The sequence below is a fragment of the Butyrivibrio sp. WCE2006 genome (genome assembly GCF_000701985.1).
Classification (GTDB): Bacteria; Bacillota; Clostridia; order Lachnospirales; family Lachnospiraceae; genus Butyrivibrio.
On the sequence record NZ_JNKH01000016.1, the window covers coordinates 1 to 24,522 of the forward strand.

General features: G+C 39.4%; 24 protein-coding genes and 1 pseudogene. 23 read left to right on the forward strand and 2 right to left on the reverse strand.

The features are described 5' to 3' along the window. Window positions 1-346 precede the first annotated feature (346 nt). The 8 genes from T501_RS11325 (at window position 347) to T501_RS11360 (ending at window position 9,986) form a co-directional block, all read left to right on the forward strand. The gene (locus tag T501_RS11325; RefSeq protein WP_155994843.1) at window positions 347-655 is read left to right on the forward strand and encodes a hypothetical protein; all 309 of its coding nucleotides are present in this window, start codon (window positions 347-349) and stop codon (window positions 653-655) included. A gap of 248 nt (window positions 656-903) precedes the next feature. Continuing rightward, on the forward strand, window positions 904-1,929 hold the full coding sequence (locus T501_RS11330; protein WP_044914893.1) for an ABC transporter ATP-binding protein: 1,026 nt from the start codon (window positions 904-906) through the stop codon (window positions 1,927-1,929). Between the two features lie 48 nt (window positions 1,930-1,977). Continuing rightward, window positions 1,978-4,038 (forward strand): M13-type metalloendopeptidase, encoded by a 2,061-nt coding sequence (locus T501_RS11335; protein ID WP_044914894.1) that lies wholly within the window; start codon window positions 1,978-1,980, stop codon window positions 4,036-4,038. A 116-nt stretch (window positions 4,039-4,154) separates the two neighbouring features. After that, the gene (locus T501_RS11340; RefSeq protein ID WP_334291523.1) at window positions 4,155-4,868 is read left to right on the forward strand and encodes a response regulator transcription factor; all 714 of its coding nucleotides are present in this window, start codon (window positions 4,155-4,157) and stop codon (window positions 4,866-4,868) included. Window positions 4,869-4,935: 67 nt separating this feature from the next. Next, the gene (locus tag T501_RS11345) at window positions 4,936-5,934 is read left to right on the forward strand and encodes a sensor histidine kinase (protein WP_242845520.1); all 999 of its coding nucleotides are present in this window, start codon (window positions 4,936-4,938) and stop codon (window positions 5,932-5,934) included. 302 nt (window positions 5,935-6,236) lie between these two features. After that, a complete protein-coding gene (locus T501_RS11350) occupies window positions 6,237-6,932 on the forward strand; it encodes an ABC transporter ATP-binding protein (protein WP_026510830.1) in 696 nt (231 codons plus the stop codon). Further along, entirely contained in the window at window positions 6,929-9,520 is a 2,592-nt protein-coding gene (locus tag T501_RS11355) for an ABC transporter permease (RefSeq protein ID WP_044914899.1), read from the forward strand. The genes T501_RS11350 and T501_RS11355 overlap by 4 nt, the downstream gene beginning before the upstream one ends. A 118-nt stretch (window positions 9,521-9,638) precedes the next feature. Then, complete coding sequence (locus T501_RS11360) at window positions 9,639-9,986, forward strand: hypothetical protein (protein ID WP_044914901.1); 348 nt, start codon at window positions 9,639-9,641, stop codon at window positions 9,984-9,986. On the opposite strand, the gene T501_RS11365 is transcribed toward T501_RS11360, so the two are convergent. Beyond that, window positions 9,983-10,552, reverse strand: coding sequence for an alpha/beta hydrolase (locus tag T501_RS11365; protein ID WP_044914903.1), 570 nt, complete (start codon window positions 10,550-10,552; stop codon window positions 9,983-9,985). The two genes, T501_RS11360 and T501_RS11365, sit on opposite strands and share 4 nt — an antisense overlap. Before the next feature lie 145 nt (window positions 10,553-10,697). On the opposite strand from T501_RS11365, the gene T501_RS11370 reads away from it, so the two are divergent. The 4 genes from T501_RS11370 to T501_RS11385 all read left to right on the forward strand — a co-directional run bounded on the left by T501_RS11370 (window position 10,698) and on the right by T501_RS11385 (window position 14,228). Beyond that, on the forward strand, window positions 10,698-12,116 hold the full coding sequence (locus T501_RS11370; protein ID WP_044914905.1) for an MATE family efflux transporter: 1,419 nt from the start codon (window positions 10,698-10,700) through the stop codon (window positions 12,114-12,116). Continuing rightward, window positions 12,092-13,240 carry an alpha/beta fold hydrolase gene (locus T501_RS11375; protein WP_044914908.1) on the forward strand — a complete coding sequence of 383 codons (1,149 nt, stop codon included), beginning with the start codon at window positions 12,092-12,094 and terminating at the stop codon, window positions 13,238-13,240. The genes T501_RS11370 and T501_RS11375 overlap by 25 nt, the downstream gene beginning before the upstream one ends. A 299-nt stretch (window positions 13,241-13,539) precedes the next feature. Then, window positions 13,540-13,749 carry a helix-turn-helix transcriptional regulator gene (locus T501_RS11380; RefSeq protein ID WP_026490098.1) on the forward strand — a complete coding sequence of 70 codons (210 nt, stop codon included), beginning with the start codon at window positions 13,540-13,542 and terminating at the stop codon, window positions 13,747-13,749. Next, window positions 13,749-14,228, forward strand: a complete 480-nt coding sequence (locus tag T501_RS11385; RefSeq protein ID WP_044914910.1) for a hypothetical protein — start codon at window positions 13,749-13,751, stop codon at window positions 14,226-14,228. The genes T501_RS11380 and T501_RS11385 overlap by 1 nt, the downstream gene beginning before the upstream one ends. A gap of 68 nt (window positions 14,229-14,296) precedes the next feature. Here the strand turns inward: T501_RS11385 and T501_RS22895 are convergent, their stop codons facing one another. Beyond that, window positions 14,297-14,515 (reverse strand): hypothetical protein, encoded by a 219-nt coding sequence (locus tag T501_RS22895; RefSeq protein WP_155994844.1) that lies wholly within the window; start codon window positions 14,513-14,515, stop codon window positions 14,297-14,299. On the opposite strand from T501_RS22895, the pseudogene T501_RS22705 reads away from it, so the two are divergent. The 11 genes and pseudogenes from T501_RS22705 to T501_RS11440 form a co-directional block, all read left to right on the forward strand. Then, window positions 14,451-14,597: pseudogene (locus T501_RS22705) on the forward strand (LacI family DNA-binding transcriptional regulator); the annotation flags it as partial. The gene T501_RS22895 and the pseudogene T501_RS22705 sit on opposite strands and share 65 nt — an antisense overlap. 170 nt (window positions 14,598-14,767) lie before the next feature. Continuing rightward, window positions 14,768-15,334, forward strand: coding sequence for a hypothetical protein (locus tag T501_RS11395; protein WP_044914911.1), 567 nt, complete (start codon window positions 14,768-14,770; stop codon window positions 15,332-15,334). A 217-nt stretch (window positions 15,335-15,551) separates the two neighbouring features. Continuing rightward, a complete protein-coding gene (locus T501_RS11400) occupies window positions 15,552-16,316 on the forward strand; it encodes a sensor histidine kinase (protein ID WP_050008272.1) in 765 nt (254 codons plus the stop codon). A gap of 83 nt (window positions 16,317-16,399) precedes the next feature. Next, the gene (locus T501_RS11405; RefSeq protein ID WP_044914912.1) at window positions 16,400-16,882 is read left to right on the forward strand and encodes an NfeD family protein; all 483 of its coding nucleotides are present in this window, start codon (window positions 16,400-16,402) and stop codon (window positions 16,880-16,882) included. Window position 16,883: 1 nt separating this feature from the next. Next, the gene (gene floA, locus T501_RS11410; RefSeq protein WP_044914913.1) at window positions 16,884-17,849 is read left to right on the forward strand and encodes a flotillin-like protein FloA; all 966 of its coding nucleotides are present in this window, start codon (window positions 16,884-16,886) and stop codon (window positions 17,847-17,849) included. Between the two features lie 89 nt (window positions 17,850-17,938). Continuing rightward, window positions 17,939-18,688 (forward strand): LytR/AlgR family response regulator transcription factor, encoded by a 750-nt coding sequence (locus T501_RS11415; protein ID WP_044914964.1) that lies wholly within the window; start codon window positions 17,939-17,941, stop codon window positions 18,686-18,688. A gap of 177 nt (window positions 18,689-18,865) precedes the next feature. Then, window positions 18,866-19,222, forward strand: a complete 357-nt coding sequence (locus T501_RS11420; RefSeq protein WP_026510845.1) for a BlaI/MecI/CopY family transcriptional regulator — start codon at window positions 18,866-18,868, stop codon at window positions 19,220-19,222. A gap of 192 nt (window positions 19,223-19,414) precedes the next feature. Then, a complete protein-coding gene (locus tag T501_RS20280; protein ID WP_050008274.1) occupies window positions 19,415-21,568 on the forward strand; it encodes a M56 family metallopeptidase in 2,154 nt (717 codons plus the stop codon). A gap of 226 nt (window positions 21,569-21,794) precedes the next feature. After that, the gene (locus tag T501_RS11430; protein WP_044914914.1) at window positions 21,795-22,223 is read left to right on the forward strand and encodes a flavodoxin family protein; all 429 of its coding nucleotides are present in this window, start codon (window positions 21,795-21,797) and stop codon (window positions 22,221-22,223) included. Between the two features lie 81 nt (window positions 22,224-22,304). Continuing rightward, window positions 22,305-22,994, forward strand: a complete 690-nt coding sequence (locus tag T501_RS11435) for a hypothetical protein (protein WP_044914915.1) — start codon at window positions 22,305-22,307, stop codon at window positions 22,992-22,994. Between the two features lie 38 nt (window positions 22,995-23,032). Continuing rightward, a complete protein-coding gene (locus T501_RS11440; protein WP_044914916.1) occupies window positions 23,033-24,400 on the forward strand; it encodes an MATE family efflux transporter in 1,368 nt (455 codons plus the stop codon). Window positions 24,401-24,522 lie beyond the last annotated feature (122 nt).

Consider the following 24,522-nt stretch of genomic DNA (forward strand, 5'->3'; position numbering starts at 1 on the left):
CTTTGCCCGCCAGCACAGGTTTAAGCTTCCGATAAGTTTCTGCTATCGTAATTAAACAATAGAGTTCCACCATTTCCATATACAATCATACAACATTTATACTGATGAAGGCACCTCTCTATTAACATTAGGTGATTTCGTCTTTTTGTCATGCTTGTCAATTGTCAATGTGCAGTATAATAATATTTCTATAGCGATAAATTATGCTGAGGGTAGTGCAATAGCTTGGCTTTCGGAACTTATTGATGATGTATCATGCTAAAGTTAACCGAACATATCTTTGGCGTTGGTTAATTCATTCTAAAGTTAATGACATTGAATCAGAACTCCTTTAGTGTTCACTCATATGACATTGAACATGATAATGGGAGAGTTTATAGGAAGAGCCAGGTACAACAAATTAAAGGGCAAAGGTCCAACGGCGCTGTACTGGGCTTTGGCAATCATCATTCCAACTGCTTTACATACTCTGTATGATGCCGGAACAATTTTTAACTATCCGGTTTTGAAGAATGGCGATTTTATTGTAGGTGGCATACTTGGCGGAGTAGCAATTTTGACAAATATTGTTCTTTTGATCTATGTGCTGGTAAGAGCCAAGAAGAACGCTGAAAAGTTCTCTGCTCTTTCTGTCTTACCTGAAGACGCGCAGTAAAAGAGGAGAATACCAATGCTTAAAAAGTACATTGAATTCATGAAAAGATCTCCACTGATTACTGCTGCGCTCTGCATAGTATGCTTTCCCTATTGAGCACGGCTATGTAGATTCAAGATATGTGACCCATTTAGCAATATATGAACAGCATATATGAAAAAATGATTAGTGCGGCTTTCTCTTTTGAAATACAATTTATATGCGTAGGTTACGTGTATTTTTGCTTATAGACAAAAGGGGTAGACAGCATGGGGAGCGAATATAAAGAAAGTAAAGATAACCCACTTCATAGAGAATATGGAATATGGAGTAACACGGTTTATATACTAAAGAAAATGTGGGAATATAAGCCCTGTGTTATCTTTCTTGTTTTTCTTGGAATTGTATGTAATTCCGTCTTATCGTATTTCTGGGGAATTTTTGGAAAATACGTCATTGATATTATCCAACTTGGATTAAGCAGGCAGGAAGGGATACGGCAGCTTACAAGGCTGATGCTGATAGCAGGAAGTATAAATCTTGCCTTGAACTTTGGAAGAGCTTTGTCTGATAACAGAGTCTGGTACAACCTCATACTCGTTCGTATGAATATGCTCACAGAGAGGATTGCGAAGGTATTAACTCTGCGATTTGAACTAGTTGAGAGACCGGATGTACTTGATATTGCTGATCGTGCCATGAGGGCAACTAATTCTAATAACAACGGCGTAGAAGGTATGATGCGCCTTATGAGGCAGGCTTTAACAAGTGCATTTACACTACTTGTTACTTTTGCTGCTATTTTAATTCTTGATTACAGACTGATCATAGCGCTTATCATTCTTGGACTGTTGCAGTTTCTGTATTACAGAAAAATAGTCAGGGTCGATAAAGAAGAGGTGTGGGATAAGATGTCTCCCGCATCCCGCAAATCAGAATATATGACCAGGATTACTCAGGATTTTGACTTTGCCAAGGATATAAGGCTCTTTGGACTGAGCGATTTTTTGTCCGGTAAACAGGAAGAAGTAAATAAAGAAACAATTGAAAAAATGGATATTCACCGCGATCTGTGGTATAAGCATGCCTTTGTTGTTCAGATAGCTTATGTCATTATAAAGGGGCTTATTTATGCAACTCTTTTTGTGGCTGTGTTTAAAAAGAACCTCTCAATTTCTGATTTCACTATGTTCTTATCGCTGGCAATGGCCTTTTCCTCTGCACTATTAAATTTCTTGCAGAGATTTGGCGATTATAAAAAAGCTTCTCTCGAGGTTGATGACTTCAGGTCATAAAAGACATTGCAGGGACAATGCAAATTTCAAAATAAGTGGGGACTGTCTATGAAATACAGAAAAGTTGCCCGGAAGTTTTTTACCGGAAAAATGATAATAATACTGGGGGCATCAGTATTTGCCCTCTCTACAGGGTGTGGAAAAACTGACGCACCTGATGTTAGTACAGAATCGGGTGAGGAAATAAATCCTGAAGCGAGTACAGAATCGGGTGAGGAAACAAGCACAAATGCAGGTGCTCAAATAAGCGATGATGCTGAATCATCGCTTGTTGCTACAAAAATAGACGATAATAGTAAACCTATTGCAGACTTTGACGAATTTGTAAATGGACAGTGGAAAGAGCAGAAAAAACAAAATAGCGATAACGGTGATGCATACTGGTGGGATGAACAGGAGGAATTCGATAAGGCAATAAGGGACATCCTTGATAATACTGATTTAGACGAAATTAGTGAGGATAGTGATCTTTACAAAGCAGTATCTATTTATCGCCGCATCTTAGATACGGAGGACTATGATCAGAGAATAGATTCAGCAAAAGAGCACTTGCAGCCAATCGAAAACATAAAAAGCCTCGAAGATATTTACAAACTCTATCAAACAGAAGAGTATATGATGTTCAGCCAGGCTTTTAAATTTACTGTTTCAGCTGATCATAATGGCTATCATGCGGTATGGTTCGAGCCAAATAGTATGATGGGCGATATGGATTATTTCAAGAGTCTTTTTTCTGAGGATAATCCAAATGATTCTGCCAAAAAAGAGTTTCTTTCTTTGATGGAAAAGCTTGGATATTCAGAGGAAAGAACAATAGAAATATTTGATAATGCCTCTGTTGTAGGGGAGATGATAGATGATTATTGGAAAGCTCCTGTCACAAACGACATCGTCTATTTTGACTCTTCGACACTTGAAAAAGAAAATGTTTCTGTACCAGTGATAGACATTCTTGGAAGCCTGGAGGCGCTTGGAAAAAATAAGGATTTTATTGCAAAAGATAACTTTTCAGACCTTCTTAATACACTTTATCAGGAAGATAATGTGGAAGCCATAAGGGATCACATGCTTTTGGGGACGATTACAAGACTATTTACACTCTATGGCGAAGATGTGCTAAAAGCTTCATATGGAATAGAGTATAGTGATCAGGCATGCAAGGCTATAAAAACATATGCTCCTGATGCCATAAATAAAGCTTACAGCGAGCAATATCTTGCAGACTTCGATGAGCAGCGGGCTCTTGATATGGTTGAAGACATCAAGAATAGCTATAGAGATATTATAGATAATACAGAGTGGCTTGGCATCCACGGAAAAGAGCTGGCTAAGCATAAGATTCTTACCATGAGAGTAAGCCTTGGGAAAAATGAAATAGAAAACGACCTTTCTGATATAAATCTAACCGGAAATCTGGTAGACGATTATATATCACTTCTTGTCAGCAAGGAACGTTTTGAAAGAGGACAGATTAAGAAAGAAGATGAGAACAGACAGATTTTTAATGCAAATTTGTTTGAGGTAAATGCCTATTTTATGCCTGCCTATAATGCACTTTATGTAAGTAGCGGTGTACTCGTTAATCCTTATTGCTCCAAAAACGCATCATTCGAAGAAATGCTTGGTTACTATGGAATGTTAATAGCTCATGAATATGCTCATTCCTATGATCCTACAGGAATTAACTATGACTGGCGTGGATGGTGGGAACCATGGATGACGGAGGATGAGGACTCCGCATATACCGGGAATCAGCAGAAAATTGCTGACTTTTTCGATGGCCTTGAAGTCGAATACGGTCGCAAGATAGATGGTGAACTTATTAAAAATGAGACCTTTGCTGATCTTATGGCTATGAGGTGCTGTCTAAAAATTTTGGAACAAAAAGAAAATCCTGATTATGATTTATTCTTTAGAACCTATGCAAGGAAAAATGCCTGCTATATTACAGAACAGGACATTGACCGCGCTATGGCAGATACTCATCTTATTGGCAAGGCAAGAGTGAACTACATACTGGGACAGTTTGATAAATTCTATGAAGCGTATGATATAGATGAAAACAGCCCATACTATGTTCCAAAAGAAAAAAGACTAGCAGTGTTTTGAAATGTGACAAAACTGTAATGTAAAAGCCTGATATTTGTAATATGATGATATTGGTGTCTGGAAAGCATCCTGAACATTTTTTTAGATTTAGGGCACAAACAAATATGAGGAGCTGCATTATGAAGCTGTTTTTGCTGGAAGATGATGATGCCATTGGCATGGGACTTAAATACTCATTGGAAAAAGAGAATTATGAGGTGGTTCATGTAAGGACGAAGAACGAGGCGCTGGAAGTTTTTTGTGAAAATAGCTTTGACCTATGCATATTGGACATAAATCTACCCGATGGAAATGGTTATGATGTGTGCAGATACATTAAGGAAAAAGAGGATGTGCCTGTAATTTTCCTAACTGCCAGTGACGCGGAAGTCAATGTAGTCATGGGGCTCGAGATGGGAGCAGATGACTATGTGTGTAAGCCCTTTAGGATAAATGAGCTTATGGCCAGGATAAAGACTGTACTTAGAAGAAGCGGACGTGGCAGAGATAACAGCACTTCTGAGACAGAGGGCATTCTTGAAATTCAAAATGTTCGCATACATGTAAGCGAAGCCAAGGTCGGAATAGTAGATGAATCATCTGGAAAAGAGGATATGATTGACCTAACGGCACTGGAATACAGGCTGCTTCTTGCTTTTTGTAATAACAGAGGAAACGTTATGTCCAGAAACCAGCTGCTTGAAGATATGTGGGATGTTAACGGGGATTTTGTAAATGATAATACATTGACGGTTTACATCAAGAGATTAAGAGATAAGATAGAAAAAGATCCTGCGAATCCTAGGATTATAAGGACTGTACGAGGGCTTGGATATATTGTGGATAAATGATAAGAATCCGGGTTTGAAGGCTGCGCATTTAATAATGTTATTTTGGAATAAATTGGGGAACATAGCTATGCTTAAAAACAAAGACTTAAGAATAATGATACTATTAGCAGCTGCACTTACCGCAGTAGCTTCAATATGCGGATATGCACTATGTGGCATATCCGCATTTTTTCTATTACTGGTGGTTGGAGTGACCATAACATGCGGATTTGTATTCATAACAAAGAGAAGATATGAGAACATAAGCGTTCTTAATCTTTATCTTGAAAAGGTACTTTCAGGCGGGGAACCTCCAAATATCCTGGACCAGGAGGAGGGAGAGCTGTCTATATTAAAAACGAATATTTACAAAGCCACATCAACTCTGTGCCATCAAAAAGACCTTCTATCGAAAGATAAGGTAGCAATGGCAAATGCTATCGCAGATATCAGCCATCAGCTTAAAACTCCGCTTACATCTATGATAGTGATGAATGACCTTCTCATGACAGAAGAGGATAAACAAAAGCGAGAGGAATTCCTAAAAACACAGTCCAATCAGCTTGACAGGATGAACTGGCTGATACAGACACTTCTTAAATTATCCAAGTTCGATGCAGGCACGATTGCCATGAAGTCTGAAATAATAAATGCAGATGATCTGATAAGCGAATTGATAAATCCCTTTGAAATTCAGATGGAGCTTAAAAATATCACATATCATCATGAAAACAGAAACATGCAGGTAAAATGCGATAAAAACTGGACTATAGAAGCTCTTCAGAATATTGTGAAAAACTGTATTGAACATATAGACGAAGGTGGAAAACTAGAAATAACTGCGCATGAAACCAACATTTTCACGGAAATAGTTATAGAAGATAATGGCTGCGGAATTCCTAAGGATGAAATAAGTCATATTTTTGAAAGGTTCTACAAGGGAAGAAATGCATCAAAAGACAGCGTGGGAATAGGACTTGCTCTATCAAAGTCGATAATCACAAGCCAGCATGGAGATATCCTTGTGGAAAGCAACGAAGGGGAAGGAACAAGGTTCAGGGTAAGGTTTTACAAGACAATTTTATGAAAGAATAAGGTAAAATCCGTGTGCTTATATGCAGAGCACTTTTAGGGAATAACGGATTTGACCGATGTTAATCATAAAAACGGAGATATAAGAATATGTGACTAAATTGTAATCAAAAAGTCATTTGATAGTAAGGGTAAGACGATAATCTATTCTCAAAGCAGATGGAAGTGATGACAAATGCATTCTTTCGAGTGATTTTCTAAAAACCAGCATTGGTATGAATTTATTACTTAAATGATCCAAGAACACATTATCACTTGAAGATATGGCACCACCTGCTACGAGAAAGGGGCATGAAAATGAAAATATTAGAGATCAGAAATTTATGCAAAGTATATGGTCAGGGGGAGACAAGAGTTGATGCTCTTAAGGATGTCTCTTTTGACGTAGAACAGGGAGAATTCGTGGCAATCGTCGGGCCTTCCGGTTCCGGTAAATCGACACTCCTTCATATACTTGGCGGAGTAGACGTACCAACATCAGGAACCTGCAATATAGCAGGAACCGACATCGGCAAATTAAACGAAACAAAGCTTGCGATTTTCAGAAGGAGAAACATAGGGCTTATCTATCAGTTTTACAATCTTATTCCAATTCTGAATGTGGAAGAGAATCTTACACTTCCGATTCTTCTTGATGGTAAAAAGCCTGATAAGGCTCTGCTTAATGATCTTGTAGATAAGCTTGGATTAAAGAATAGGCTGTCTCATCTTCCTAATCAGCTCTCAGGCGGGCAGCAGCAGAGGGTATCCATTGGACGTGCACTCATGAATCATCCGGCACTCCTTCTTGCGGATGAGCCCACAGGTAACCTTGATTCTGAGAACAGCAAGGAGATAATTTCACTCCTTCGTAAGTTCAACAAGGAAAACAACCAGACAGTTATCATCATTACTCACGATGAAAGGATTGCTCTTTCTGCTGACAGAGTAATTACAATTGAAGATGGTCAGATTACCAGGGATTCGGGGAAAGCCGGGGTGATGGCGTCATGAATATCATATCGAAGTTAACACTAAGGCATCTTCTGGAAAACAAGAAAAGATCAATAGTAACAATTCTTGGTATAGCTACTTCAACAGCGCTTATCAGTGCTATTCTTCTTGGCGTATTTTCTTTCTTTAGCTTCTTTGGCTATATTTCGGTTCAGACCTCAGGAGCTGCACATGCTGTCTTTGAGAAGGTATCTAAAGAGCAGTATGAGGAGCTTCTAAATGATAAGACACTTGAAACTGTGGGGCTTAGGGAGCTCGATGGGAAAAAGAGCGGAGTAAGGCTGTTAACAGATACAGATGAAAGATTCAGAGTAGGAAACATCGATCATGCTACTATGAAGGATTATTCTATGAGAGTTGTTTCAGACTATGAAGGCACTTTGCCTGTAAACTCATCGGAAATCGCTGTTGAGGAGAAGTTTCTCAAAGATAACGGGCTGGATCTTAAGGTGGGTGATGAGCTCACGTTTGAAGAGGGTTACAGATATATAGATGATGAGCTTGAGGGCTTTTCATATCTTGGAGGAACTTACAGATCAGACGAACTTTTTAAAGCAAATTCCACAGAGACCTGCACGATCACAGCGATTCTGCATGGAAACCGCGCCACGAAGGACTGGGATATATTGCGCGGCATGGATGATGGGTATTTTCCGAAGCAGGATGCGGCACAGGTTTCCATAATGCTAAAAAAGTGTAACAGTTCAGCAATTAAGCAGATCAAGGATATAGTAAAAAAGTATGGAATACAGAAATATACTATAAACACTGAATATATGCTAAGTAGATTTGCATTTGAAGGCAGTGCCGGTTCCTACAAAAGCTTTTTCGTACTTATGGGAATTGCTCTGATAATTGTAATTGCCACTTCAGTTATTCTTATCTTTAACTCTATAGGAATGTCTCTTACTGAGAGAATGAGATATCTGGGAATGCTGGCAAGTGTCGGCGCCACGGCGCGTCAAAAGAGATTTTCAATCTATTACGAAGGCTTTGTTCTTGGCATTATCGGTATTCCGTTAGGACTTCTTTTGGGATATATCGGAACAAGGATTACGCTGGCTATACTTGGAAGAAGGATCCTTGAAGCAGATATTCTGGCAGGGGCAGAGGGAATGCGAGGAACAATCCCAATCGTATGCCAGCCATCTGTAATTATCGCAATTATTTTCTTTTCCGCTCTTACAATTATGCTCTCTGTGCTGGTTCCGGGCATTAAAGCAGCCAGAATAATGCCTATCGATGCTCTTAGACAGAGTACAACCATTAAGGTCAGAGCGAGGAACCTGCGTGTAAATCCGCTTATTCGTAAGATATTTGGCTACGAAGGCGAGCTTGCCTACAAGAATATCAAGAGAAATGGGGTCAAGGGAAAAGTGATTACAATTTCCATTGCGGTTTCAATAATACTTTTCCTGACTATCAATTTCTTTTGCGAATCTATAAAAAGGGCTAATGACTACGATGTTGATATTCCATATCAGATCATAGCTTCATGCTCGCTTGATGAAAGTGATAGACTGCGGAGTGAAATTCGTGACATGGACGGGGTTAAGGATGTTTATAGCGCAGGAATGATTCAGTTTGCTTTTAAGAAAAAGCCTGATGATAAATATACTACCCTGGCCAACACAGATATTGCTGATAGAGCATTTTTGACGGAGAGCTTTAGGGATAAGCCGGATGCTTTTGATCTGTATAGTATGTCTGTAGCAATAGTTGATGATGAGGATTTTAATAAAATACTTGATGAAAACGGGCTTTCAAGGGAGGATTATTATTCGGGGCAACTTAGAGGAGTCCTCCTAAACAGCTACTTCCACGAGGTTAATGATGCACCTGTATTTAATGACGGCATCATAGGTCAGAGCCTTCATTATGATGAGACTATGGGCTTTCCACCAGCAATTGAAGTGGCGGCACTGGTTCCCTATACAGCTGACAATAAAGTTCTTGAGTATGTACCAAGAGGTACAATGACCGTCTTTGTGCCAAGGTCGGTTTACTATGAGAAGGCAAAAGAGGTACTTCCTGAAGATAAGCTGACACTGGACCTTGCAGTTGAGACTACAGATAATAAGGCTGTTTATTCCAAGATCTATCAGCTTATGCAGGAGGAGGGCTATCACAACTACTATTGTACAGACCTGACTGATTCCCTGAAAATTATGGACACAATTACACTTATGCTAAACACAGCTATGTACGGCTTTTCCACATTACTTACGCTTATAGCTGTTGCAAATATTGTGAATACCATATCTACAGGAGTCCTTTTAAGAAGAAAAGAGTTTGCCATGTATAAGTCGGTGGGACTTGATAATGGAGGCTTTAAAAAGATGATATGGCTTGAAGTTTTTCTCTATGGATTCAAGGCACTTCTGTGGGGGATTCCGATATCGCTTTTGCTTAGCTTTATGATGTATAAGTCCTTTGATTCGGCGCTGTATACCTTTAATCCGAACTTACTGTTTTATGGCGTAGTTGTACTGGCTGTATTTGGAATACTGGGTATCAGCATGGGACTAAGTATCAACAAGATAAAGGACGACAACATCATAGAAGCCCTTAAGGAAGATGCAGTGTAAGTCGAATTTTCCAAACACGAAAAAAATATCTTTATAAACTAGAAAAATTGTGTATTAATATAATCAGCCTCTTCCAATACAATCATTACAAGAAAATGAGTTTGGAAGGGGCTTTAAAATGGAAGAAAAAAAGATTACTTACAAAGACATATTGAAGATACCTAATTGCAGAAAGCTTATATCATCGAATCTTATTAACAGATTTGGAGACTCGGTGGATGCCATTGCATTTACCTGGCTTGTGTATCAGATTACAGGAAGTGCAACCTGGTCAGCACTTATATTCGGGCTAAATCAGCTTCCCGGCATATTTGTTCAACCGTTTGCATTTGACGATCAGGGGCCTTCTGCCATGAAGGCAGTTGAAGGTATTGTGAGCGAGTTTTGTGATGAATTTACAGGCGATATAAAAAAGGCTGCAAAAAGTGTGCAGAAATATTTGGAGCTTTACCTGAAAAATGATTAACCTTGTAATATAAACTGCTCAGCTTTCTGCATTATGTCTTTCAGATTACGAATATCTTCTGCAGTATGCGTGGTTTCAAGGGAATGGTTGGCTTTATCCACTGTGTAAAGCTTAAGTTCAAGCTCTTTGCATTTTGCTTCGGCGATGTCATTTGGACACCAGGGGTCATCAAGACCATGGAAGACTACGCCTGCATTTTTTCTTATTATGTCAAAAGTCTGCGGAACAGGGGTAAATACAAGGTGCCTTGCCCCAACCTGCAGTTCATTGTCAAAATGCGCAGCCAAAGCTGTGCCAATACTTTTTCCAATAAAAATAACATCACTGTAATCTTCAAAAGAAATATTACCAAGGACTTCTTTTATCTGATCGGCGGCTGTTTCAAAAGCCTCCTGCATCCTGATCTTGTCGTTCATAATCTCACGTGCTTTATGAGGAAATTTGTAATTAACCTCGATTATTTCATAACTGTTTTCACGGGCGATTCTTTTTGAAAAATAAAGAAGCGGCTTATCGCTGTGATAGCCCATGCCCGGGAAAATGACTGCAAGCTTTTTGTTGTTCATGCGTGCCTCCAAATATTTACAAATGAATCAATAGCAAAACCAATAACGATTAGGTTTTGTTTTCGAAAAAATGATATCATATTTATGGTACAGAAAACAAAAGAAATGGAGGTTTTTCATATGTAGTTCATATGAAAACATTACTATGCTTGAGAGGATAATAGAACCAGGAGAATATTTACCGGATGAGCGTAAACGCTTTAATAATGCTGCTTTAAAGGCGATGATAATACCGCTCCTTATAGAGCAGCTTCTGCAGATGGTGGTAGGACTTGCAGATACCATGATGGTCAGCTATGCAGGTGAAGCCGTGGTTGCCGGTGTAGGGCTTGATACCATGGTATACACCATTTTCATATATCTGTTTACAGCTATCTCCGCAGGGGGATCAGTAGTTGTATCTCAATACATAGGAAGTAAGGAAAAGGATAATGCGGATTTATCCGCTTCTCAGATTTTTTTTATAGGTGGGGCACTTTCTTTGCTATGTATGGTGATTATGCTTTTTTTCGGATCATCACTTCTTCAGATAATGTATCCTAAGGCAGAGGCAGATACACTGGCAGCCTGCAAGATATACATGTGGATTGTGGCCTGGTCTTTTCCTGCGAATGCTGTTTATAATGCCGGGGCTGCAGTTTTTCGTGCAATGGGACAGACCAGAGTGACCATGTGGGTTTCATTTGTAGCTAATCTTGTAAATGTTGTGGGAAATGCGATAGGAATCTTTGTTCTTAAAGCCGGTGCCGCCGGAGTTGCATGGCCGACTACGATTTCATGGTATGTGGCAGCAACTATTATGACAGCGCTGTGTATTGAGACAAGAGCTTCTGATGAACTTCTTGGAAAAATTAAAGCAATGAGTAATCCCAGAATCAGTATAAGGATTCGGGATTCACTTCGCCTTGATGCTCCCATGGCAGGTCGCATATTAGGTGTGGCTATTCCGAACTCAATAGAAAACACCCTTTTTCAGGCTGCCAAGGTTGTTCTTGGTATGCTTACAGCAACCTTTGGAACCTCGCAGATAGCAGCAAACACCACAGGGCAGACATTTTGGTCTTTGGCTGCATGCATGGGCATGTCCATGGGAACGGTGTTCATTACAGTAGTCGGACAATGCGTAGGGGCAGGTGATTATGAAGCTGCAAAATGGAATATAAAAAAGCTCACGAGGCTGTCGCTCTTACTTGCGCTCATCTGGAATGTTATAGTAATGGCGCTGACTCCGATTTTGCTTACTTTATATAATCTCTCCGATGAGACTAAGCGTCTGATACTGATAATAGTTGCAATACATAACCTATTTTCTGCGCTGGTCCAACCTTTTTCCGGACCTCTTTCATCCGGTCTTCGAGCTGCAGGGGACGTGAAATTTACGATGTGGGCGTCTATCTTTGCTACGGTTGTATGCAGAACAGCTCTTTCATTCATTCTTGCTTTGTGGATGGGAATGGGGGTCATAGGAATAGCCCTTGCTATGGTACTTGACTGGTGCATAAAGGCTGCGCTGGATATATGGCGCTTCAGAAGCGGGAAATGGAAAGACCGGAAGATAATATGATAAGAGTAGAGGGCTACTACAGGAAAATGAAAACAGCAAATAGTAACAACTTAAGAAAAATCACTAAATTTATACTTATTGCTTTAATGATTCTTATATTAGCAGGCATTCTGATTATACTTTTTTTTAGAACTGCCAATTATATGCACCATAAGATGATGTACAAAGGAGGTGTAAATGAAACTACATACTTGGATATTAATGGGCAGCAACAATATGTATCGATGATGGGAGAGAACACATCGAATCCGGTGATTATCTATCTTCATGGAGGACCTTCTTCTCCGGATACATTTATAAGCTATTGTTTTTCGGATTATCTTACTGATGAATATACAGTTATTGCCTGGGATCAGAGAGGATGCGGAAGAACTTATTTTAAAAATGAAAAGACTGATCCTGATAATCAGACAGCTACCTTTGAACAGGCTTTGGAGGATTTGGATGTGCTTGTTTCCTATGCCTGTGACAGATTCGAGCAGGACAAGGTCATTATTATGGGACATTCTTATGGGACTGTTTTGGGAAGTGTCTATGCAAAGTCACATGCAGAGAAGGTGCAGGCATATATAGGAGTTGGACAGCTGGTATCCCTGGCAGATGCAGATATGTACAGCTACAATGATGCCATGGAAAAAGCGAAGGCTGCCGGAGATGATACTTCCACTATGGAAAAAGCCTATGAAGAATATTGCCAGAATCCTGGGATTCCCAATTTGCTCTCACTTCGAAATCAAACTTCAATCTATCATCCTGTGGAAAAACATGCAGATCAGTTTGGATTGGCACTATTTTCTCCCTACGCAGGTATAGATGACTTGCGGTGGTTTTTATTTCAAATGGGAGATATTAATAAATATGTAGACAAGAACAAGCAACTCTTTGACTTTGTGCTCTCCTTTGATGCATGCAAGGAATCTATGGATTTTTCTATGCCGGTCTGCCTGATATCCGGCTCAGAGGACTGGGTGTGCCCTGTACAAAAAGCAGAGCAGTACCTTAAGGCTATCAGCGCTCCCATGAAGAAAATGTATAAACTGGAAGGATTCGGACACGATACACATTGTGCAGATCCGGAGGAATTTGCAAAAGATGTGAAAGAGTTTTTGGATGGTTGCCCGTAATATGAATATTTAGGGCTATATCAATGGGGGATTCTTCTTAAAATAGCCCCACGGCTATTGCATAAGAAAACCTGCAGATTAAATCTGCAGGAACTTTGTTGACTAAAAGTTTAGAAAGTAGGAAAAGTCTTAAACTTTCTAGATTTTTCAAAATGGTATTCTGTGTGGGCTTCCTATTTAATGCTTACGGATGATTTTTGAAAAAAGATAAAAAATAATGCAAAGTTAGCTTGACATAATGCGCAAAGTAAACTATACTAAATTTGCAAAGCGAACTTAGCAAGAGTATGGAGGCTGTCATGAAAAACAAAATAAAGGAGTTAAGGAAAGTGAATAAACTTTCGCAATCTGAACTTGCTGATATTGTTGGAACTACGCGTCAGACAATTACCTCTATAGAGGTAGGAAAATATACAGCGTCTCTGATATTAGCGTATAAGATTGCACATCACTTCAATATGAACATCGAGGAAGTATTTGATTTTGAGAGCTTGGAGGAAGAAGACTAATGAATAACAAAAAAATGAATCAGATGAGAGAATCAATTAAAAAACAGAATTTTGCATATGTTGGAATTATGCTACTTAGTGCAGCATTGTATTTTGTGTCACAGAGACCAACTATAACTGCAAGGTATGCAACATCTAATTATGCTGATTTCATGCAGGGATTTGTAATAGGAATGGTAATCGTATTGGACATCATAAGTATTTATCATCTTGTAAAGTATTCAAATGCTCTTAAGGATGATAAGAAACTTACACAAATCTATAACGAAATGCATGATGAGCGTATGTGTCATATCGAATCACTATCTGGGAAGTTTACAGTAAAGTTTGCAGCTATTTTCCTATTATTATTTGCAATAGTAGTAAGCTTTTTCAGTTTTGAAGCAGCAATTGCTATTATGGCAGCATTGTTTATACTGGGGATTGCCAAGAAAGTAAGCATGGTACACTATACTAGAACATATACGGGCGAGGAATAAAAAGAAAAGACTCAAGTTTCTACGAAGCTTGAGTCTTTTCTTTTTGTACTTCATTTGTAAGCGACCAACTAGAGGGCTTTATATTTACCTCTTACCATTGGAAGCTGGATATTGTAATCATGGCAAATCTTCATACCTTCTTCGGTTGGAAGGCAGTCATGGATTATTCCGTGCCTGTGGTCTTTTCTTGGATAGCCCTGTATCAATGCATCCATTCCTTTCATAAATAAAGTAAGGATAGTGGATGTGGCTGATGCATTGGGGCTAAGTACTGCAACGGTGTCCAATGTAATACATGGTAAAACAAAAAAAATCTCGGATGGTACTGTGCGCCGGGTTCAGGAGAAACTCCGCGAAATGGGTTATATTTGGGATAATTATGAGAGAAACAGTAGCATTGGAGCGAGTTACTACCTATATCTTGTAGTTGTACTGATTTGAAAAAGTAATTAGAATAATAATTGCAATGGTATTTCGGTATGTGAGAATTGCAGGTGTGTAAACAGGTAGTTCTCACTGTTTTCTTGGAGGGTAAAAATATGAGGAAAAAAACATGGCAGGTTGTGCGTAGATTATTGTCGGTCGCGTTAGTATTTGCTTTGACGATTGTACTGGCGAATCCGGTTGTGGCTGAGGCTAAGACAAAAACGCTAAAACTTCCCTTTGGTGACTTTGGGATCCCCGAAGAGTCTTATATCGAATCAGTCGCTGTGACTATTAATAAAACAGGAACATATAAAATTCAAGAGAAGAAGACTTCCAACTATTTTGCTGGTTTTATAAAGTTTGTTGTTCCAAAAACAAAAAAATATACATTTACTTTCAGTGAGCCGAGAGCTAAAGGTAAATCACCATGCCTTCCATACGTGCAGTTTACCAGACCTACCGGGATTGAGAATCAAATAACTAATGTTCCTGGATATTCAAAGGGGTATTCAGGTACTAATCAGTTTCCTTTTGCGTACAGAGTACCAGGCAAAAATAACGTTGCCAAGCGAACTGTAACAATGAATTTAGAGAAAGATCAGGTTTTATATATTCAGATAGTAAATGCTTTTTATGCCTCAAAAGGTAAAAAGTTTACCTGCAAAATGAAAATCAAGTAATCAATGCAACTGATGTAATGATTAACAATTATTCATAACGAAGATTTGTGATGCCTCGTGGTGTGATAACTGCGGGGCATTTTTTATTTCATAGCTTCCTAAGAAATATTGTCCTGACTTTATGTCATTTCAGGCTCAGTTTTGTATAATTGAGAGAGAATGAATTGTTGAAAACGGCAGCAGTGCTATTATGAGAATATAGAAAACGGAGGCGGTTGTGGGAGATAAATATTTATATCTTATTGTCGTACTGGTTGTAATACTTATTGTGTGCATTGCTGTTCTGATAAAGAATTACATGAAGCTGATCGCCGGGAATGATGCTCTTCGCGAAAGTATCAAAAATCTGGGCGAATTAAATGACAAACTCAGAATGGACAGGCACGATTACCTGAACCATCTGCAAATTATCTATGGGCTGATGGAACTTGAGGAATATGATGAAATGAATTCATACCTCAGAAAAGTTTACAAGGAGTTGCTTAAAACAGGGAAAGCTGTAAAGACGTCAAAGCCTGCTATAAACGCACTCCTGGCAGCCAAGATGGCAGAAGCTGAAGCTAAGGAAATCGAGTTTTTGATTGATGTAAAATCCGATCTTAAAAAGCTTGAAATTGAGGACTGGGAGCTGTGCAAGATTCTTTCCAATCTAATCGACAATGCGATGAAAGCGCTTGAAGATTTTGATGGAGAGGAAAAGAAAATCAGAGTACAGATCAATGAAACGCCTGAGAGATATATTTTCAGCGTTGAGGATAATGGGCCTAAAATCCCGGAAAGCATCAGAGAGAGTATTTTTAAGAAAGGCTTTTCCACAAGGAAGGAGGACGGCCACGGAATGGGACTTGCAATCGTATCCAGCATTTTAAGTAAAAACGATGGAGATATCGAGCTTTTGTCGGATGATGAGGAGACAGCCTTTACCATAAGTTTTGGAAAAGAGGACGAACATATCGTTCATAGAGGAACTGGTTGTCTCTAGCGTACGGCACATGGGTGCTTACGGTATCCGAATCCGATCGGTTTTAATCGTATTTCAACTTGTATTTGTAGGAGAGAATAATTATGGGATCAGTTCAGATATTGGGAGTGATAGTCCTGATAATAGGAATACTTCTGATAGGTGTCGAGTTCTACATGCCCGGTTTTGGATTTCCCGGGATAGCAGGTATCATCTTCACCGCTGCCGGTGTTTTTTTAACCGGAAGGAATTTTCAGGAAAGAGTTATGGTGGGCGTAATCACTATCGTAATAATCGCTGTAATGCTAGTGGTGAGCATAGTGATATTCAGCTCAAAGAAAATAAAATCACCGATTAAGCTTGATGAGGATCTACAGGGAAAAAATCTTTTCATAGAAGAAAAAGATATGGAATACCTCATTGGGAAAAAAGGAATTGCAATAACAGATTTAAAGCCTGCCGGAAAGGGCGAGTTTGATGGCGTTAAGCTGGACATTCTATCTGCAAATTATTATGTAAAAAAAGATTCTGCCCTTGTAATAACAGAAGTGAAAAATAACAGAATAATCGTCGAGGAGGAGAAGTAAAATGATGGCACCTATAATAATAGCAGCGATAGTAATAATACTGGTAGTTATGTTCTTTGCTGTAATCCCGGTTGGTATGTGGATTTCAGCGGTAGCAAGTGGAGTTAAGATAAGTATATTTTCACTGGTAGGAATGAAGCTTCGCCGAGTTAAACCGGTCAAGATTGTGAGTCCCCTGATAAAGGCCACAAAGGCAGGGATAAATGTTACAACAAATCAGCTTGAAGCTCATTATCTTGCAGGCGGAAATGTGGATAGCGTAGTAAATGCGCTTATAGCCGCAGAGAGAGCCAGTATGAACCTTTCTTTTGAGCAGGCATCAGCGATTGACCTTGCAGGACGCGATGTCTTTGAAGCTGTAACCATGAGCGTTACACCCAAGGTGATTGAGACACCTCAGATTTCAGCAGTGGCAAAAGATGGTATAGAGCTTCTTGTTAAGGCCCGTGTGACGGTACGTACAAATATCGATCAGCTTATTGGCGGTGCCGGTGAAGCAACTGTCCTTGCAAGAGTAGGAGAAGGAATTGTAACAACTGTGGGCTCAGCTACGACACATAGCAGTGTCCTTGAGAATCCGGATGATATTTCAAAAGTTGTTCTCGAAAAAGGTCTTGATTCCGGTACTGCTTATGAAATCATGTCCATTGATATAGCCGATATCGACATTGGCAGAAATATCGGAGCAAATCTTCAGAGCCTTCAGGCAGAAGCCAACACCAAGATTGCGCAGGCCAAGGCAGAGGAGAGAAGAGCAATGGCGGTAGCACTGGAGCAGGAGATGAAGGCAGAGGTTGTCAAGGCAGAGGCTGATATTCCAAGAGCAATGGCGGAAGCTTTAAGAAGCGGCAATATCGGTGTGCTTGACTACTATAATCTTAAGAATGTTCAGGCTGATACTAAAATGAAAAACGATATTGGGAACAGCATTGCTGAATATGTTGAGACGAAGAAGGATAAGAAATAAGCTTGCAGGTTGCAAACAATAATAAAGCAATAAAGCTGATAAATATAACAACGACTGCACGGTCAAAGGCCAATAAATGGGGAGAAGCTATGATAAGAGTCATGATAGTTGAGGATGAGGAACAGATAAGGATTATTCTAAAGAAAATGATTGAGAAAACATCCGATTGCGAAGTGGTATCCTCATGCGGCAATTTTGCTACGGCTATCAGCGACTTTTTAAGGCTTCGCCCCAATGTTGTTTTTATGGATATAGACCTCTCGGGGGAGAGCGGGCTTGAATGTGCAAAGGCCATTACTGAAGTGGATCCAAAGGTAAAGATTGTTTTCGCCACAGCCCACAGCGAGTATATGGCTAATGCTTTTGAAATATACGCTTTTGATTATCTAGTAAAACCCTTTGACCTTGAGCGAATCGGTAAGACACTTGGCAGAATAAAGAGCATGATGGAAGAGCAAAGCTCTGTGCCCCAAGGAACGAAGAATGAATCAGCCAGGAATGACGCAGCATATGAGAAGCTGATTATTCGTGGAAAGGAAGAGATAAATCTAGTCGACACCAGAGATATCATTATGGTAGAGCGAACCGACGGCATGTGCAGGATAGTGACTAAGGATGAGATTTTTCTTACAACAGCTTCGCTTTCTTCAATCCAGGAAAAACTGGATCCGGAAATATTCATGAGATGCCATAAGTCCTATATAGTCAGAACTCAGGCAGTTAAAAAGCTTGAAACATACGGCAGATGGACATACACGGTTAAGCTTAAAGACACCAATGAAACTGCGCTTATGACTTCTGAAAAATATAATGAAATGAAGCAAAAACTGGCGCTGTAATCAAAACAAAATAATTGTTGACAAATTGGTCTATCGTGAATAAACTTTAAATATAAAGTCGATTCATGATAGACCAAAATCTTTTTGGCTTGGAAATAAGAACTAATTTTGTGTTGAACTTGATAAAGTTCCATATAAACAAGCCAAAATGATTTGAATCAAGTAGTGGAGGGCAATATGGCGATTGAATTAGGCGAAGTTCAGATGCAGTTTGCAGAGCTCATATGGGAAAGGGAACCGGTAGGATCAGGAGAACTGGTTAAACTGTGCTCTGATGAATTCGGGTGGAAAAAATCAACCACCTACACTGTTTTAAAAAAGCTCTGCGAGAAAGGGCTGTTTCAAAATGTGGATGGCGTAGTCACATCCATTATTTCCAAAGATGATTTTTATAGAAAAAAGAGTGAGCAGTTTGTTGAGGAGACCTTTGGGGGATCACTTCCGGCATTTCTGGCGGCATTCACATCAAAGCAGAAGCTTTCAAAAAAAGAGATTGATGAGATAAAGAAGATTATCGACAGGGCAAAGGATTAGAATGTAGATATTGGCTGAGGATATGCTTTTGTTTTTCCAAAGAGAAACAAAAAAACATAAAGCTCTTATCCAATAAGAAGACACTGTTTGAAAATAGTTTTTATGGGCATACAGGCTAAGAGTACACTGCTTGATAATAGTTTTTATGGGTGGCTAATAGGGTAAGGCTTGATAGTAGGATGGAGGAAACGTATGGGGACAATTTTTATAAAGATCATAGAAATGAGCATATCTGCTGTGTTTCTTATGCTGGCAGTTATTCTGATAAGATTTCCACTTAAGAGGGGACCGAAGTGGTTTATGGGTATCTTGTGGGCTATAGTGGCTATTCGACTTGCGATTCCATTTCAGATTGAGACTAAGATAGGCTTAATGCCTGATTTTAACGGAGTAGTCGAGAGGTTTTTCAATGCAGAAGGAACGGGAAGTGCGGCTGTAGAGACTCGCCATACCTTTGTGCAATATTCTGATGCAGGATATGTTACAGAAGTAAACGGCAGAGGTGGCATAGATAAAGCCTTATCTGAAGAGAAGGATTATCTTCCTGCTGAAGAAATAACAACAACCTATACTGATGAAAGTAAATTGGGCACTTTGATACGTAGAAATGGTATGTTGAAAACTCTGTGCATAATCTGGCTTCTTGGAGTGTTTGCAGTCATTTGTTATGCGGTTTTGAGTTTCGTTTCTATTTGGAAAAAGACCAGAGCATCTATAATGCTTGCAGGTGGAACGGATAGGGATGGAATTTGTGGTTCTATGAAAAATAGCAACGGAAGTGTAAGAGCTTTTATTTCAGATGAAATTGATACACCTTTTATACTTGGCATTTTCAGGCCTGTGGTTTATCTGCCTTCAGGACTTGATGATGAGACCTTGAAAAATGTGCTTGCTCATGAAAAGGCACACATCAGAAGAAAGGATCATCTCCGCAAGCAGTTTGGTTTCATTCTTCTTGCAATCCACTGGTTCAATCCTCTTGTGTGGATTTCCTATATTCTTTTTTGTAAGGATATAGAGCTATCCTGTGACGAGATGGTTATTAGCCGCATGTCACTTGATGAGAAGAAGTCCTATGCAACATCTCTTCTTCTTTGCAGTACTCATCAGAAGCTAATTTTGGCTTATCCCCTCGCATTTGGTGAGGTTGGAGTAAAGACGAGAGTTAAGCAGATTTTCAATTATAAAAAGCCCTCATTCTGGCTAATCATGATGCTGGTTGTAATCAGCACAGTGTTATCAGTCTGTTTTATGACGAACGCGTCTGAAAGTGTAGTTGGTGGAGAAGGGAATTCTCCAGTAATATCAGGCGTGGATGAAGCTAAAGAGAGCATAATTGTAGATGGAAAAGATAATAGTAAGGAAGAACTTTTGACAACTGAAAACGAAGGAGAAAAACTGGCATCTACTGAAGGCAGAGAAGTTATTGAAGACAGTTCAGAATACGCTAAATACGTAACTACACCTCAGGAGCAGCTTTTATGGAGATGGGATCAGAGCTTTAGTAGCAGGGATGTTCAGGGAATATTAAGCGATTCTACCAAGGATGTTCAGACAAAACTTGTTAATGAAGGTGTGTTGTTTAAAGATGAGGACGGGGAGACCTTTGGCTGGTCAAGTCCATGGCCATTCGCCTATGAAGTAAAAGGACAGGCTGGTTCTATGTCATATTGCACGAACGAGGAAAAAACAGAGGGTGAAATTCACTACTATGCCACTGATTCCGAGCCGCATCTATATGTGTGGATAGAGAAAATCAAGATGGGTGAAGCGGAAGATGGAACCTACAAAGTAGTGGGTGAGCATCTTGATATGTACGACAATATTGATTCTTTTAAGGATTTGGAAAGCGCATATTTTAATAATGGTAGTGATAATGATGCAATTAATTACTGCAAAAACGGACTTGGTGAATATCTGAATGATCATGCAAAGTCAGATACTAATGGAATTTACAGCATATATTTTGATCCGGTGTCATCTGCTCGTTTCCTTCTTAATCTATCTGATGATGAGAGCAAGGTAGAAATAGTAAGAGGCGAAGATAATAGTGAAGGCACAGTAGTTTCAATCAGATTTTTAAAAGAAAACAAATATATGGACATACTCATGATAAAGCCGTGGGGAGAGGATGGAATATATGTTCCACAGATGAAAATGCCACAGGATAATTATGGCGAAAGACTATACAGTTTAAATAATCCGAAGAATGATTATCCTGTTGATGGTGAAGATGCTAGGAATCTGTTGTACACTGAGGATACAGAGGCTAAGATTGGCAATCTTCCATATTCAGATGATGTAGAAGAACAATTTGAGGATATTCATAAAGATAGCAAAAGATGATTTCTGCCGCACTTTATGGATAGCCGAAAAGCAGTGGAGAGAATAGCAGAAGTTGTTCTAACGTATTTCGTAGATAGGCAAAAAGCGTTAGAGAGAATAGCAGGAATCGGTCTACCGCATTTTTAAAATAGCCCAAAAGCTTGCATTCATTAGACTCTTGAATCCGGATACAAATATGATACAATTGCATTGCGTAAAATATGGCTGAATTTAAGAGGTTTATATCATGAATATTGTAGTAAGATATTGTTCAAAGACACCGTTTGGTAACACCAGAAGGATAGCAGAGGCTATTGCGGAAGGCATTGGGGTGCAGGCAGTGAGCATTGCTGACGAGCCAAAGCTTAATGAAAAAGCAGACATTTTTTTCCTTGGTGGAGCGCCATATGCAAATATCATGGCTCCTGAACTAAGGGAGTATGCTAATAATATTGATCCTTCTATGGTATCAAAGGTGGTTCTTTTTACAACTTCAAACTGGTCAAGAAGAACGGTACTTGCCCTTAAGAAAACTCTGAAAAGCAAGGGGATTTCTGTGTGTGAGGAATATTTCTTTGCTCATATGCTCAAGATAGATGAAAAGATTGAGGAAGCAAGGGCATTCGGGCAAAGAATGGCAAAGAGGAAATTGCCCACAAGAAGTTATTTTATTTAAAAGGTACTATATCCGCCACCTGATAAATGTGATAGTTTCATATAAACACTGATGAAATGAACGATCACAAAGGTGAACGGGATGAAGAAATCTACCAGAAAAACCATCATAGCAATTCTTTTGGTAAACTGCATATTAGTTGCAGTGGCAGTATGTGGAAAAATACTCAGCAGATTTGATTACAAGGATCATTTTGATGACATTGTAATCACTGTTAATGATAAGGGAATAACACTTAGAGAATTTGGATATTACATCTATGAGGTGGAAGCATTTGTTCAGAAGCAGGCGCTTTTATATGATCCTGAAAATCCCAAGCATTGGTGGAATACTCACTTTTCAGCGGGGCTTGATTCACAATTTGTTTGTGATTATGCTAAAAAAGTTGTCATAAATACGTGCATAATGGATGAAATCTATTATGAGGGTGCAATTAGCAAGGAAATCACATTAAGCAGTTTAGAAGAAAACGAAATTCGTGACGAAGCAGAAGAAATGCTTGATAGTATGAGTCCCGATCAGCTCGAAGCTACGGGACTGAATTTGTCTCTAATAATCAAAATAAAGCAAAAGCACGCTCTGGCTTCAAAGTATGCTCAGTATATCGTGGAAAATGGGGATTTTTCAGGATATTCCATGGAGCCGGAAAAACTGGTAAACTGGGATGGGGAATACTATCTGGAAGAGATTTTGCCGGGGCAAAATGTTGTGACAAATGACAGGATTCTGGATAAAATAACTTTGGGGAAAATTACCGTGAATAATGATTAGAGCCATCATTGCCACGGAGATGTATTGAGGGAACAGGTATGAATGAGGAACGCGATCTGACTAAGGGGAAACCATTATCACTGATTTTGAGCTTCGCCTTGTCATTGATAGTTGGGAATATTTTTCAGCAGCTCTACATTATTGTAGACAACATCATTATAGGCCGGAAAGTAGGCGCCGAAGGGCTATCTGCCATAGGCGGAACTGAATGGTTTATTTTTTTGGTAAATGGATTTGTCATAGGCTTGATCCAGGGATTTTCAGTTTTACTGGGGAATAAGTACGGGGAAAAGGATGAAACCGCTTTTTCTCAGTACTATAAAAAAGCTAAGGCAATCTGTTTTGTTCTGGCTATATCTTTAGTGGCGATTCTTTTAAGCACTTCCGGATTTGTACTAAGGGCGCTTGATACAAAAGAGGAAGTGTTTTCTTTTGCCAAGATCTATGTTGATGTCATATTTTTGGGGCTCCCTTTTCTGATATTTTATCAGTTTTTCGCAGCAGTTTTAAGGAGCAGAGGAAACAGCAAAATTCATCTGATGGCAATGACAGTTTCTTCACTGTGCAACATTGTTTTGGACCTACTGTTTGTAAGCGTTTTGAATATGGGCACAGGCGGGGCTGCTCTTGGAACAATCCTTTCAGAATGCCTTGTTATGATTATCTGTGGTTATAACGTTTATAAAAACAGGCAGAATATTTCTAATGTTACCCCTGGAAAAGGTGCCGGCTCTAAAGACGGATTTACCGTGGTAAAAGAGCTGATGACAATCGGCCTTCCCATGGCACTTCAGAGTGTGATCACGGCAATAGGTGGTCTTATTGTTATAAATAGAATCAATCAGTATGAGCTCTCATTTCTCACCGGATATACCATAGCGGGAAAAATATATGTGCTTCTTGAGATTGCAGCCTCTTCGTATGGACTTGCTGTAGTTGCTTATGTTTCTCAGAATATGGGTGCAAGAAATTATGAGCGTATTCGCAGCGGAGTAAGAGTAAGCGTGCTGCTTGGCATCATCACGGCTCTTTTGTGTTCAGCTGTAATGATCATTTTCGGACAGCCTTTGATGAAACTGTTCATGGATGCTGAGACTGCCAACGAGGCAGTATTTTCTTATGGCTATAAGTATCTGCAGGTTCTGGCTGCATTTTTCCCGCTGCTCTATATTTTATATATTGTAAGGTCGACATTGCAGGGTATGGGAAACAGCATAATTCCTATGCTTTCAAGCTTCGCACAGCTGATAATGAGGGTGAGCTGCGCACTTATTTTAACCCGCTTCATCGGATACTATGGCATCTATTTCGGGGAAATCTGCGCCTGGGCACTTGCTGATTGCATTCTGATATTTACATGTTTTCTGTCATTGCGGAGTGTTGGGGAACTGCGGGTAAATGAGTAAATGGGTAGTAAGTGGGGTGTTATCTTTTCTGCTACTATGTGGGGGATTTATTCTGCTACTATTGGTGGAAATGGAAATGGTGGCAGGGGAAGATGTGGGATGTATACTGCTACTATGTGAGG